General features: G+C 62.2%; 12 protein-coding genes. 4 read left to right on the forward strand and 8 right to left on the reverse strand.

Going from position 1 to position 13,597, the window contains the following annotated elements:
- Positions 1-4: 4 nt before the first annotated feature.
- Positions 5-457 (forward strand): hypothetical protein, encoded by a 453-nt coding sequence (locus tag CCR96_RS05170; RefSeq protein ID WP_201218428.1) that lies wholly within the window; start codon positions 5-7, stop codon positions 455-457.
- Positions 458-634: 177 nt separating this feature from the next.
- The gene (gene galE / locus CCR96_RS05175; RefSeq protein WP_201218439.1) at positions 635-1,654 is read left to right on the forward strand and encodes a UDP-glucose 4-epimerase GalE; all 1,020 of its coding nucleotides are present in this window, start codon (positions 635-637) and stop codon (positions 1,652-1,654) included.
- Positions 1,655-1,988: 334 nt separating this feature from the next.
- Here the strand turns inward: galE and CCR96_RS05185 are convergent, their stop codons facing one another.
- Complete coding sequence (locus CCR96_RS05185) at positions 1,989-2,801, reverse strand: HAD-IIB family hydrolase (RefSeq protein WP_201218444.1); 813 nt, start codon at positions 2,799-2,801, stop codon at positions 1,989-1,991.
- A 143-nt stretch (positions 2,802-2,944) separates the two neighbouring features.
- Between CCR96_RS05185 and CCR96_RS05190 the strand changes: the two genes are divergently transcribed.
- Complete coding sequence (locus CCR96_RS05190; protein WP_201218449.1) at positions 2,945-3,130, forward strand: CPXCG motif-containing cysteine-rich protein; 186 nt, start codon at positions 2,945-2,947, stop codon at positions 3,128-3,130.
- A gap of 39 nt (positions 3,131-3,169) precedes the next feature.
- Here the strand turns inward: CCR96_RS05190 and CCR96_RS05195 are convergent, their stop codons facing one another.
- From CCR96_RS05195 to CCR96_RS05210, 4 genes are all read right to left on the reverse strand, one after another.
- The gene (locus CCR96_RS05195) at positions 3,170-4,438 is read right to left on the reverse strand and encodes a sensor domain-containing diguanylate cyclase (RefSeq protein ID WP_201218461.1); all 1,269 of its coding nucleotides are present in this window, start codon (positions 4,436-4,438) and stop codon (positions 3,170-3,172) included.
- Positions 4,438-5,052: a hypothetical protein gene (locus CCR96_RS05200; RefSeq protein ID WP_201218465.1), complete on the reverse strand. Its 615-nt coding sequence runs from the start codon at positions 5,050-5,052 to the stop codon at positions 4,438-4,440. The genes CCR96_RS05195 and CCR96_RS05200 overlap by 1 nt, the downstream gene beginning before the upstream one ends.
- Entirely contained in the window at positions 5,052-5,417 is a 366-nt protein-coding gene (locus CCR96_RS05205) for a response regulator (RefSeq protein ID WP_201218478.1), read from the reverse strand. The genes CCR96_RS05200 and CCR96_RS05205 overlap by 1 nt, the downstream gene beginning before the upstream one ends.
- A gap of 196 nt (positions 5,418-5,613) precedes the next feature.
- On the reverse strand, positions 5,614-7,368 hold the full coding sequence (locus CCR96_RS05210; RefSeq protein WP_201218482.1) for an alpha-amylase family protein: 1,755 nt from the start codon (positions 7,366-7,368) through the stop codon (positions 5,614-5,616).
- A gap of 213 nt (positions 7,369-7,581) precedes the next feature.
- On the opposite strand from CCR96_RS05210, the gene CCR96_RS05215 reads away from it, so the two are divergent.
- A complete protein-coding gene (locus tag CCR96_RS05215; protein ID WP_201218487.1) occupies positions 7,582-8,070 on the forward strand; it encodes a hypothetical protein in 489 nt (162 codons plus the stop codon).
- A 213-nt stretch (positions 8,071-8,283) separates the two neighbouring features.
- Here the strand turns inward: CCR96_RS05215 and CCR96_RS05220 are convergent, their stop codons facing one another.
- The 3 genes from CCR96_RS05220 to CCR96_RS05230 form a co-directional block, all read right to left on the reverse strand.
- Entirely contained in the window at positions 8,284-8,616 is a 333-nt protein-coding gene (locus CCR96_RS05220) for a DUF3127 domain-containing protein (RefSeq protein ID WP_201218492.1), read from the reverse strand.
- Positions 8,617-8,752: 136 nt separating this feature from the next.
- The gene (locus tag CCR96_RS05225; RefSeq protein ID WP_201218497.1) at positions 8,753-9,385 is read right to left on the reverse strand and encodes a hypothetical protein; all 633 of its coding nucleotides are present in this window, start codon (positions 9,383-9,385) and stop codon (positions 8,753-8,755) included.
- A 275-nt stretch (positions 9,386-9,660) separates the two neighbouring features.
- The gene (locus tag CCR96_RS05230; protein WP_201218509.1) at positions 9,661-13,593 is read right to left on the reverse strand and encodes a DUF3683 domain-containing protein; all 3,933 of its coding nucleotides are present in this window, start codon (positions 13,591-13,593) and stop codon (positions 9,661-9,663) included.
- Positions 13,594-13,597 lie beyond the last annotated feature (4 nt).

The raw sequence follows: 13,597 nt of genomic DNA on the forward strand, positions 1-13,597 counted from the left end.
ATCGGTGAGCGATCATCGGCGTCGGTCGGCACTGCGGCTGCAGCCGCGTCGCTCGATCTGGCTGGGAGTGCTGCTGGTGGTGATGCATCTGCTTGCAGCCTGGGTTCTGCTGCTGATCCCGCTCGAGCTGGGGCCGCGTATGCTGTTGATGCTGCTCGTCGCGCTCAGCCTTGGCTATGGGCTTTGGGCGCAGGTCTTGGCGCTGGCACCCTGGTCGCTGCGGGAGGCGATTTGGTCGGAACAGGGCTGGCAGCTCCGCTTTCAGAACGGCCGCCAGCGAGAGGCGGTGCTGCTGCCGAGCACGCTGATCTCGGTGCGCTTGCTGATCTTGCACTTTCGGGTTGGTTGGCTGCGTTATCCGCAACTGGTGCTGACTGAGGAGGTGATTGACGCCGAGCTGATGCGGCAGCTCAGGGCGCGGCTGCGGTTGCAGGGGGCTTGCCACTCTGGACGATGACGCGTTCGTTTCACGGTAACCGACAGCTGAAGGCGTGCAGAACCTGGCGCGTTAACAGACGCGGATGCCCGGCAATCAGCGTGCATGGCGATATACTGCGGGCAAGCCATCCATCCATCCATCCATACACTATCGGTCGGCGAGTTGATCGGCGGCATTGCAGCGAGAGGTGCAACGATGAAGGTCTTAGTCACCGGCGGGGCGGGCTATATCGGCAGTCATACCTGCGTTGAGCTACTGGCTGCTGGGCACGAATTGGTCGTGGTCGACAATCTCTGCAACAGCAAGGCCGAGTCGCTGCAGCGGGTGCGCGTGATCAGCGGTCGGCCTCTCGACTTCGTACAGGCTGACCTGCGCGATGAGGCTGCACTGGAGGCGTTGTTCTCGGCGCATGCGTTTGATGCCGTGATCCATTTTGCTGGCCTCAAGGCGGTCGGTGAGTCAAGCGAGATCCCGCTCGAATACTACGACAACAACCTTGGCGGTACCTTTGCGCTCTGCCGTGCGATGCGCAAGGTTGGTGTTAAGCGGTTGGTGTTCAGTTCCTCGGCAACGGTCTATGGTGACCCGGCAACGGTGCCGATCCGCGAGGATTTTCCGCTCTCTGCAACCAACCCCTATGGCCGGACCAAGCTCTTTATCGAGGAGATCCTGCGCGATCTGCACCGCGCCGATCCGAGTTGGGACATCGCGTTATTGCGCTACTTCAACCCAGTCGGGGCGCACGCGAGTGGCAGCATCGGTGAAGATCCGAATGGGATTCCGAACAATCTAATGCCGTTCGTTGCCCAGGTGGCGGCCGGCAAACGCGAGGCACTGCAGGTGTTTGGTGATGACTATCCAACCCCAGACGGGACCGGGGTGCGCGACTATATCCATGTGGTGGATCTGGCGCTTGGTCATTTGTCGGCGCTGGAGCGTTTGCGGGATGCACCTGGGTTGCTGACCTGTAATCTTGGTACCGGGCAGGGCTATAGCGTGCTCGAGATGGTGCGCGCGTTCGAGGCCGCAAGCGGCCGGCCGGTGCCGTATCGGATCGTCGGGCGGCGCCCTGGCGACATCGCTGCCTGCTATGCCGATCCGACCCAAGCCCGTGCGCTGCTCGGCTGGCAGGCCGAGCGTGGCCTCGAGCAGATGGTCAGCGATGCCTGGCGCTGGCAGCGCCAGAACCCGGATGGTTATCCCGACCCAGACTAGCCTTGCGGTTTGCCGCTCAAGCGTCGCTCAGGCTAAGGCGTTGCTCGATGCGCTCGACGCGCCGAGTTAGGTGTGTCAGTGCGTGGCGGTCGCTAGCGGATAGGGCATACAGACCGCCCAGGGTTTACTCGACGGTCGAGAGTCGCAGCTCGATTCGATCCATTTGCTCGCCGTGTTCTGCCAGGGTGCCGCGAATCCCTCCTAGATGCTCGAGCACCAAGTTCTCTATGTTCTCGGTCATGGCCTGGTCTCCGATTTAAGCGGTCTTAGGCAAACGAAAATACTGCGCAATTCGGTAAGCGCTTTTCCGGCAATCGCCTTGTGTGTTGGCATCTCAATCTTGCGCTAATATCCCATAATGCTGTGCACCCTCAAGCACACCGCTGCTGTAGTAGCCGCTCAGCCCCTTGAAGCCGCCCTTGGCGAAATAGGCGCGTAGGCTCGGGTTATCAGCCATGGCCTCGCGCACCTTCTCAACGAGCTGCTCATCGGCGTTGCGCACCAGCACGCCCGAGAAGCCGGCGGTGAGGGGAAAGATGTCATTGCCGCTATCGCCGCAGAACACCACTTCTTGCTTAGGCACGCCCAGCTCCTCGGCGAGGAACTCGAGCGCGGTCTGCTTGGTGGCTGCTTTCGGCAGAAAGTCGAGGAGACCATCGCCGCTCTGTGAGTCGAAGCTGTAGATCGCGACCTCGTCAAAGCGGTCCTGGGTGCGCTCGATCACCTGTGCCATCACTGCATCCTGGTTCGCGTGATCGACGTAATAGCTCTGCTTGAACGCGCTTAGATGTTCGGCCTCCTGTTCGCGCATGCCGTCGATGTCGGCCACGGCCTCGCGCACGGCAGCGGCGTCCCAGCGTGGACAGACCCTTTGTACGTGCTCGACCCAGGCCTGATCGATCTGCCACTGACCGCCCTCGAAACGGCGGATCGAGGTGCCAACATCGCCAATGAGTACATTCGGGTGACGAATACCGAACTCGTGGATCGCATTCTCGGCGAGGCGCAGGTTTCGCCCGGTGACATAGACGACAAAGATCCCTTGGCGTTCGGTCAGGTCGTTGAACAGCTCGATCGCGTTAGGATCAGCGGGCCAGCTGCCATTTGGAAGTAGGGTTCGGTCAAGATCGGTCGCAAGGACTCGCATCGCGGTGTCTCCGTTTCAGTCCAGTTGAGCGCCGCAGCGCTATCTTCGCCCATTTCGACAGATCGACCGAGGCCCGTCAAATGGCGGGCGCTCGTTCAGCAGGGACGGCCGGATCAGCATGTCATTGTCCTAGAGGTCCGTTAATGCTTGAACATACTGAGGTGCACTGTCCGTATTGCGGCGAAACCATTGCCACTGAGGTCGATGGCTCGTTCAGTCACCGCTATATCGAGGATTGTCCGGTCTGTTGCCGGCCGATCGAGTTCGAGGCTGAGATCGACGCCTGGGGTGAGCTGGCGCGGCTGACGGTCTGTCGTGACGATGACTGATGACTGATCGCTGCTCCACCTGTTGGCTGGTGCGGTTACTCAGTCGTGCTCGCCATCTCGGGGTCGATCGGGGCTGGCATCAGGTTCTTCAGCAGTGCAGACACGATTGCGTCCTGTCTCCTTGGCCTGGTAGAGGGCGTGATCGGCGCGATCGAGCAAGGCATCGGCCGACTCGCCCGGCGAATGGGCAGCCACGCCAAAGCTGGCGCTGAGCTGATCGACGACTGGCCAGTGATCGCTAGCAATGGCTCGTCGTAGCTTTTCTGCAGCCGTGGTTGCTGCTTGCGCACCGGTCATCGGGAGTAGGAGGACGAACTCTTCGCCGCCCCAGCGGGCCAGCGCATCGCTGGCGCGTGTCTGCGCTTGCAGCAGCGCAGCGAACTGCCTCAACACTGCGTCACCGGCGAGATGGCCATGCTCATCGTTGACGCGTTTGAAGTGGTCGATATCGCAGAGCGCGATGGAAAAGCGCTGGCCATAACGCGCGTGAGCGGAGATGGCCGCCTGGAGGAGCTGATCGAACTTCATCCGATTGTATGCGCCTGTCAGGGTGTCGCGCTCTGATAGCGTCTGGATCTTTTTCTGCAAGCTAATGTCTTGGATCACCAGATGGCGTTCGGCGCCAACCTCATCCTCGATCAACCCCCGGGCTTGGCGCACGCGGACCCAAAGTGCTTTGCCATCAGCCCGGCGCAGCGGCCGTTCTGGGAGCACGCCATCGGCGGATTCAGTGAGCGCGTCGAGTGGCCCGAGACCGAGCGCTTGCAACGATTGGCCAGCGATGGCCGTGGCGCTCCAGCCGGTGCTTTCGAGGAGCGCGGAGCTGGCGCGCATGATGCGACCATCGTCGGCATTGACGGCCAGCGTCATCACGTTGCTGTCAAGCAACTCCAGATAGCGTTCTGACGCCCTTGCCGCGGTGGCGGCGCGGGCCTCGGCCTCGCGCGTCGCGGTGACATCGTCAACGACGATGATCGCCCTACACGCGTCATCCTGATAGGGCAGGATTCGAATACGCTGCTGCATGTGAACGAAATTGGATTCTGTGACCCGGTCGAGTGGGACCGGAAACAGATAGCCTCGGCGCGGGTGCACATAAGATGGCGAGCGCAATTGCAGGGCGGCCTTCACCCGCCGTCGCAGTGTTGCCACCGGTAGGTCTGGGAACAGTGATTCTAGCGAGCGGCCAATCGCCTCCTCGGGCGCGAGCTTGGCATGCTCGGTCATCCAACGATTCCAAGCCTGCACAGTCAGCTCTGGGTCGACGATCACAAGCCCAGTCGACAGATGATCGGCGAGCGAGGTCATCAACTCGGCAGGTCGTCTAGCATCCGATCGAGGGTCCGCCGAATCCACTCGAAGCATTGTCCGTGGGTCAAGATGAAGATGCGGCCGTGGATTTGCTGCTCGGCGAACTCGATCACGGTCTCGACCTTGATCACATGATCGAAGGCTGCCGGCGCAGAACTCTGGCTGCTCTCTGGGAGGACGCTGATCCGATGCAGCTCGGGCTCGCCGAGTGTGACGCGGGCCTCCATTTGCGCACAGAGTTCATTCATCATTGCGGCCGTGACGATATTGCCCAACTCAAGAAGCACATCATCGTCATCGTTGTCGTCCGAGCCCAGCTGCGCCTGCAGATAGGCGGTGATGTTGGTGGCAGAGGCTTCATCGAGCAGGAAGACCACCTCGCCACTGACATCGCCCATGAAGATCTGTCGCGCTAGATAGCAGCTGGTTGCGGATGCGCAGGCCTGCTGCAGGAGCTCGCGGAAGCGCTCGCGATCGATCACCGCGATCTGCGGCGGGCGCATGGTGGCGAAGGCGCCCATGATGTCGGCAACCCGAGCAGTGGCCTTGCCATAGGCGACGTTGATGAGCTCGCCCAGACAATCGATCTGATCCTCGTTCAGCTGCTGCATCAGAGAAACCCTAAACGCTTTAGGTTGTCATGCAGCTCAGCCGCGAGCTTTGATTTGTCGATGAAGCCATTGGCCCCGCTGGCCATGACCTTGGCCACGGCGCCAGCCTGGATATCCGCCGAGACGATCAGGATGGGGGTGTCCGGATCTTGCCCTCGGATCGCCACCAGGGCATCAAATCCGTCCATCACTGGCATGGTGAGATCGAGGAAGATCAGATCAGGGCGTTGCTCGTGCCAGAGTGCGACGGCCTCTTCGCCGTTGACGCCCTGGTGGATCTCGGCGCTGTCGCGCAGAGGCTCAGGCAGCATCCCAATGAGGATGCGCCGAGCCATGCGCGAATCATCGACAACCAGCATCTTCATAGCAAAAGTAGGTCAATGCCCTGACGGTTAGGGTTTGGCACTCAATGCCCGGGCACGGAAGTATAGCAATAGCAATCAGTCGTGCTGTCTCCCCAGGCTTAGCTGGCATGCTGTCGGTCAAGTCAATCCGTTTTGCCCGCACCAATCAGCTAGGGCGAGTCTAGAAATTCCACTCCGCCAACGTCGGCGGCATGCCTCAGCGATCGTAAGAGAGCCTTTTCTCCTCGCCTGTACCGTCGCTCGCACTGATGTTGAAGCTGCTATTGCGTAGGTCGGCGTCGAGGGTTGCGAGGCTGTCGCCATTGCGCCAACTGATGCGCAGGTGGTGCTCGTCGGTCGGATGCACCTCAAAGCTGCCCTGAAAGGCTGGGCAGGTATTGCGCAGCTGAATCAGCTTGAGCTGGTCGCGCACGACCAGGCGCTTGAGCCCAGCCTCGACATCCTCGAGCGAGAGGTTGGTGCGATTGATCTCCTTGTGGCCGGCAGCGCCGCCGCGATCGGCGGCCTCGTAGTCGTTCTTGCCAGCGAACAGATCCAGGTACCAGACCTGAGGGATGCCCGGCATGAAGAGCTGGATGGCGCGCGCCATCAGCAGTTTCTGCTCGTCCTCGCCAAGGGCACTGAAGAAGGTGGCGTTGATCTGGTAATAGGCGATCTTGCGCCCATCCGGGCCATAGAGGTTCTTGACCCGTCCGCCGCGCTCGGTGACGCGGGCCATGGTGGCCTCGATCTGCTCTTCGTCGAGCAGACCTTCACGGAAACTGCCGGCCTCGGCCTTGCCACGCAGATCCAGCAGCGGGATGCCGTCGTGGCAGCCGAGCATGTTGATGGTCTGCAGACCCTTGGTGCGAATCTCGTCGATCCAGCGCAGCAGGGCCTGATTGCTGCCGCGCTCGAGCGCGTCGATGACCAGGCCAGGGAAGAAGAAGTCATAGATCGGGAAGCCCTTGCTGGCGACCTCCTCGTGCAGTCCGGTCCCGTACTCGGCGTGGATCTCGGGGAAGACGATCAGATCGTTGGCCTCGGCGATGCGCTTCAGTCGTTCGAGGTAATCCCAGGTGCCGGGGCGGTTGAAGAAGTTGGGCTCGCCCGGAACCTTATGCAGATAGGCGAAGGCATCGAGGCGGATGATCTTGGCGCCATAGTCACGCAGCCTGCGTAAGGTTTCTTCGTAAAAGCTCCAGACCTTCTCGGAGCGTGCGTTGAGATCCATCTGCCCGAGGTACTGGCGCTTGCGCTCGATCACGCCCAGGATGGCGTCCTTGTGCTCCGTATAGCCGTCGAGGTCGATCGCCGCTGGATCGGTTTTCGCGGCGATGGCTTGGTTGACCAGGGAAGCGACCGCCGGGGCCTCGTCCTTGGAGAGGCCCTCAACCTCGGCGAGGTCTTCGGGCTCGAGTTCTTTGTAGCTGACATCCTGATAGAACGTGTTCCAGTACAAGCGATCTGAGCCGTCCGGAAAGCGTACCTTGAGGATCGGCAGCCCGGGCTTACGCATGAACAGTTTCTGTAGGTATTCTTCGGTCGGGATGATGGTCCCATCCGGCGCCTCGGTGCCGTGCTCGTGCCAGAATTCGTTCCAGTCGACGAAGAAGTCCTTGTACGGGGAGTCGTTGCCGTGCTCAATCAGGTCCTGGAACTGGTGCGACTGCACCGAGAGGTGATTCAGCACCAGATCCAGCTTGAATTGGATATTGAGCGCGTTCAGTTCTGCGAGATCCTCGGGGGCGACCAATTCTTCGTTGAGGCCGTAGTCGATGATCGAGAATCCGCGATCGAGGTCGCTATTGAAGAAGGTTGGTAGGATGTAGAACAAAGAGAAGCTGTCTTTGAACTCCGGTCGTTTCAGTACGGCGACGATGTCGGCAAGTTTTCCACCGATGCTGTCTGGATAGGCATTGAGCATCACCCCAGTCGGCAGCGTTTGACGGATGGGCTGTTCTTGAGACATAGATCACTCGTATCGTTGACGGCCGGCTTTGAGGCCTGTCTTTCGCGTCAGGGTCTGCGACCTCGCGACCGTTGACGCAGGGATGCTGGCGTGAAGCAGCGAACGAGTTGGCAGGGTAAAGAACCTAAGGGCCAGAATGCAAGAAATCACCTCACAGTCTGACGGCAAAGGCATTCATGCTGGCCCGATTATGCCAAGCCTGGAGAGTCAGCGATGAAGATACGTCCGCTGAGTGCCTTTCTGTTATCCCTGGCGGGCGTGGTGCTGCTGCTCGCTTCGGTCGCCGTGGTTCAGAGTCGCCTCGATACTACCCCTTACATCGCCTTAGACGGCAACTGGGATATCCATCATCTGGTCCAGTGGGGACCCTACAAGACCTGGAGCTTTCACTATCGGCTCAGTCTGCGCGAGCAGCGCGGGCGGCTGTACGGCGAAGGTGTCACCTTGCTGGTGAATGGTGACCGCCCCGGAGCGAGGGAGCAGACCACGCTGCAGGTTGTCGATGGTGTGCGTGAGCGTGGTCAGATCATTGCCTGGGTGTTTGAGCGCAATGGCGATCGTGCCGGTCGTGGGGCAATCAAATGGCGGGTTGTCGATGCCAACCGCCTGGTTGGCACGTTTGCGACGACCTTCTACCGTGGGGCCTCGGTCGCACAGCGGGTTGTCGCTGATGCGGTCGACGCAAACGGACGCTCAGACTGATGATCTGAGCTGATCCGATCCGATCCGGCGCTGAGCCGAACGGCGATTGGGCTAGTCGTGACCTGTGGCGATGGCCGAGGCCCCTGTCGTCGAGCGAGCAGCGGCAGTCGAAGACGACGATGTCGCCCGACTGGGTCGCGAGCTGGGCCTCAAGGCTTTCGACGTCGATCAATGGGGACTGTGTTGGCGTCGGCATAAGGCTTCGGTTCTCGACTAGAACGGCGGCTCTTCATCGAAGGACGGCGGCTGATCGCGGAACGGCTCACCGCCCGGCTCGCCATTGCCGGCTGGCGCTACGCGCCAGGCCTTCACATCGGTGTACCAGCGACCGTTGAACTCACGGCTCTCCAGGTCGAAGCTGATGGTCAGTTCCTGCCCCTCACGGATGCCGAACTGATCGATCCTGTCGCCCCAGAGCATAAAGCAGACCTGCTTCGGAAAGTCGCCCGGTAGCTCGATCACATACTCTTGCTTACGCCAGGGGCCACGTGCCGAGGTGCCGTTCTTCTCCGGCAGTACCTGCGTGATCTTGCCTGTCATCTCCATCTTGCCTGTTGCCTCCGCGGTGGCGTTTTCTTTGGGTAGGGCTCATGGTACCAGCGCTGTCTGAGGACGCGCTGAATCACATGACTCCTGTAGCGGTGACGCGATCCTGCCTGCTTCAGCGCAACATGCGCGGGTTCTACATCATCATCAGGTAGTCGTAAGCTCCGGGTCCGCAGCGGCGTTCGAGCTGTTTTAGGATCCGTCGCTGCATCGCTGGAGTATCGTTGGGGCCATTGATATAGAACGGCTTGCCGTTCTGGCCAAAGGTAAAGCTCACCGGGCATGCATTTGCCTCGATGTCACCGAAGATCAAGCGTGCGATCCGGTAGTCCGCATGCGGCTCGAAACCGAGGTTTTCGGCATAGGCCAGTGCCCCTTCGACTATTTTGCGTGCGCAACTCGGATGTTGAGGTTCCATGGATTCCGCGGGGTTCGAATGGATGCGATCCAGAATCTCAGGATACTCGGCTGCTTCGGCGATCTTGTACAAGGCGTTTTTGACGCCAAGACAAAAGACATCCACGAGGATTCCTGCGATCGCATACCGACCATCAGGCAGGTGACGAGATAACCAAACCGTGCCAATGCCTTGCTCGAAGAGGTTTGTCGGAACGAACACGTCAGCGATGGGCGCCTGGCCCACCACGGCCCATTCGCGCGTCAACGATAGCGCACCGGAGGAGGCTCTGACAGACTTCGTCTTCGTTTGCTGACGTTTCTTTTCTCGTTTAGCTCGCTTTTTCTGCAAAGCTTTTTGGTCAAGCGCCATTGGGACACTCTCATGTTCGGGAAGTGATTGGGGTGATGCCCACTGAGGGCAGGTCATCAACATCCAGATGTCGAGTCGATGAACCCAGGGCGTTGTGTTGTGCCGAGGTCGGCATGATAACAGCGCCCGTCATATTTCGTAGCGCGTCACCGCCCCCGACGATGAAGCACCGTGCTTCATCGAAGCCGACGCCTCAATCACCATGTCTGGCTCAGCGGTAACCTCGCTGGCGACGCGCTCGATGGTCCAGTCTATGTCCACTGGCTGCTGTGGTCTTAGAGCAACACCCGCTCAATCCCCCCAGCCTTCACCTGCTCCAAGAACCGCTGCTGCCAGCCCTCGCCAAGGCGATGCTTGGCCAACTCGACGACGATGTAATCGGTCATCAGGCCGGTCTCGTCGGCATATTTGGCCAGGCCCTGCTGGCAGGCGGGGCAGGCGGTGAGCAGTTTGACCTCGCCGTGCTCGACGCGGGGCTTGCCGGTGAGCGCCTGGATGCCCTTGGTTAGCTCCTCCTGCTTGCGGAAGCGGACCTGATTGGCGATGTCCGGTCGGCTGGTGCCCAGCGTGCCGGCCTCGCCGCAGCAGCGGTCTGACAAGGGCACTGGCTGACCCATCAGCTTTTCCGCCACCGAGGTCGGCTGATAGGTCTTCATCGGCGTATGGCAGGGGTCGTGATAGAGATACTGCTTGCCGCTGACGCCCTCCAGACTCACGCCCTTTTCCATTAGATACTCATGGATATCGAGCAGCCGGCAGCCCGGAAAGATACGCTCGAACTCGTATTGCAGCAGCTGATCCATGCAGGTGCCGCAGGAGACGATGACGGTGCGGATGTCCAGATAGTTGAGCGTGTTGGCGACCCGGTGGAACAGCACCCGGTTCTCGGTGGTGATCTGGTGGCCGGAGTCCTCGAGCCCAGCGGCGCGCTGCGGATAGCCGCAGCAGAGATAGCCCGGTGGCAGCACCGTCTGGCTGCCTTGCTCATAGAGCATCGCCAGGGTCGCCAGGCCGATGTCCGAGAACAGCCGTTCGGAGCCGCAGCCGGGGAAGTAGAACACCGCGTCTGAGTCCTCGGTCACCTTGGCTGGATCGGCGAGGATCGGCACCCGGGTGCGGTCTTCGAGCCCGAGCACCTGACGGAAGGTGCGCTTGGGCAGATCGACCCGGATCGAGCGACTGACCAGCTGCACCGCTTGGCCGACCGGATTCGGCGTGCCGCTGCTGGCGCCCGGGCGCGCGTTGGGTTGCTCGGTCAGCTGCAGGCCCTTGGCGACAGCATTGGCCAGGTTGAGCCCCTGAAAGCCCCATTCGGCCAGCCCCTTGCGCATGAGCCGAATCGCCTGCGGATGCTGGGTATTCAAGAACGCCATCGCCGCCTTGGCGCCGGGGCTCGAGCGTTTCTTGCCGCGCTCGACCAGGATGCGGCGCATGCGCATGGTGACATCGCCAAAGTCGATATCGACCGGGCAGGGCGTCAGGCACTTGTGGCAGATGGTGCAATGGTCAGCGACATCGTTCATCTCATCGAAGTGCCGCTCCGAGAGCCCACGCCGGGTCTGCTCCTCGTAGAGGAAGGCCTCGATGATCAGCCCGGTGCCGAGGATCTTGTTGCGCGGCGAATAGTCCAGGTTCGCGCGCGGCACATGGGTCATGCACTTGGGCTTGCACTTGCCGCAGCGCAGGCAGTGCTTGATGTCGTCGTTGAGCGCGCCGAGCTCGGTGGCCTCGAGGATGATCGCCTCTTGCTCGACCAATTGCAGCGAGGGCGTGTAGGCGCCATCGAGTCCGGAGCCGGGCAGCAGCTTGCCAGGGTTGAAGCGTCCTTGCGGATCGACCCGCTGTTTGTACTCGGCGAAGGCGGCGAGCTTCTCCGGCGCCAGGTAGCGTACCTTGGTCAGGCCGATGCCATGCTCGCCCGAGATCACGCCATCGAGCCGCTCGGCGATGGCCATGATGCGATCGACCAGCCGATCGGCCTCTTGCAGCATCTGATAGTTGGCCGAGTGCACCGGGATGTTGGTGTGGATGTTGCCATCGCCGGCATGCATGTGCAGGGCGACGAACAGCCGCGCGCCGCGCAGTTGACGATGGATCTCGGCGAGGCGCTCGCGCACGCCAGTGAGATCCTGACCCGCGAAGATCTCGGCAAGCCGGTTGCCGACCTCCTTGCGATAGGTCTGGCGTAGGTCGCGGCGCAGCATCATCTCGAGCAGGCTGTCGCCGTCGCGGATCAGCGCGCGCTCGGGGTCGCGCAGCAAAAAGGTCTGCTCGGTGGCGGGTTGATCCAGTCGGGCGAGGATCTGCTGCCAACGCTGACGGGCGGCGCGCACCGCGTCACGGGCGGCGGCGCACTTGGCCTCAAGGATCGCCAGCGCCTCATCCGAGCGTTGATACTCGCCGGCCGGCAGGGCCTCGCGCAGTGGGCCATTCAGATAGTCGAGCACCGCCGCCATGATAGCGTCCTTGTTCTTGATCGACTGCTCGATATTCAGGCGCTCGATCTCGCGGCTGTATTCGGCCAGCCGTGGCAGCGGGATGACCACATCCTCGTTGATCTTAAAGGCGTTGGTGTGGCGTGAGATGGCGGCGGTGCGGGCGCGATCGAGCCAGAAGCGCTTGCGCGCCTCGGGGCTGATGGCGATGAAACCCTCGCCATCGCGCGCCTGGGCCAGCTCGACCACGGCCTCGGCGACTGCAGCCACCGCCGTCTCATCGTCCGAGACCAGATCGGCGAGCAGCACCATCTTCGGCAGCTCGCGCCGGGCGGCCTTGGTCGAATAGCGCACCGCGCGCACATAGCGCTCGTCCAGATGCTCGAGGCCGGCGATCTGCACATCCGTGCGCGCATCGACGAAGTCCTTGATCTCGACGATGGCCGGCACGGCGCGATTGAGATCGGTGCCGAAGAACTCCAGGCAGACCGTGCGCACATGCTCCGGCATCCGATGCAGGATGAACCGGGCCGAGGTGATGAGCCCGTCGCAGCCCTCTTTCTGCACCCCGGGCAGCCCGCCGAGGGCCTTGTCGGTGACATCCTTGCCCAGTCCCGGCTTGCGCATCCGCGCGGTCGGGATCGCGAGCAGCTCGGGCTCGCCCTTGGGCGTGTGGCCATCGGCCTCGAAGCGGCTGATGCGAAACCGGGCCACCTCGGTGTCCTGCAGCTTGCCCAGGTTATGATCCAGGCGCTCGACCTCGAGCCAATCGGCATCCGGGGTCACCATGCGCCAGGAGGCGAGGTTGTCGATCGCGGTGCCCCAGAGCACCGCCTTCTTGCCGCCGGCGTTCATGGCGACATTGCCGCCGATGCAGGAGGCGTCCTGCGAGGTGGGGTCGACGGCGAAGGCGAGCCCATGGGCATCGGCCAGATCGGCGACCCGGCGCGTGACCACGCCGGCGCCGCAGCGCACCGTCGGCACCGGCTCGGCGACGCCGGGCAGCGCGATGCGCTCGACGCCGGACAGCGCCTCGAGCTTCTCGGTGTTGATCACCGCCGAGCGCGGCGAGAGCGGCACCGCCGAGCCGGTATAGCCGGTGCCGCCGCCGCGCGGGATCAGCGACAGGCCGCAGTCGATGCAGGCGGCGACGATCGGTGCGACTTCCTCCTCGGTATCCGGCAGGATGACGACGAACGGCATCTCGACGCGCCAGTCGGTGGCGTCGGTCGCGTGTGACACCCGCGCGAGGCCGCCGAAGTCGATGTTGTCCTTGCGGGTGATGCCGCTGAGCCGCTTGCGCAGGCGTTGACGCAGCGCGCGATCAGCGTCGAGCTGGGCATCGAAGCGGGCGATGGCCTCGCGCGCGGCGCTGAGCAGGGCGGCGGCCTCGGCGTTCTCGTTCAGGCGTCGCTCGAATTGTTCGAGTCGATGCCGCAGCGCGTCGAGCAAGAGCCGGCGGCGTTTCGGGTCTTCGAGCAGATCGTCCTGCAGATAGGGGTTGCGGGTCACCACCCACATGTCGCCCAACACCTCGAACAGCATCCGCGCCGAGCGCCCGGTGCGCCGCGAGCCACGCAGTTGCTCGATGCGCTGCCAGTGCTCCAGGCCGAGGAAGCGGATGACGATCTCGCGGTCCGAGAACGAGGTGTAGTTGTAGGGGATCTCGCGGATGCGAGGGGTTGCGGTCGCGCGCTCAGCGCTGTCGAGACTGTCTGGCGTCGCGATCGGCGACAGGAGCGTTTCCGGCTGTGAGCGGTCTGGATCGAGCATGAAG

This window comes from Halochromatium roseum, from assembly GCF_016653315.1.
GTDB classification, from domain to species: domain Bacteria; phylum Pseudomonadota; class Gammaproteobacteria; order Chromatiales; family Chromatiaceae; genus Lamprobacter; species Lamprobacter roseus.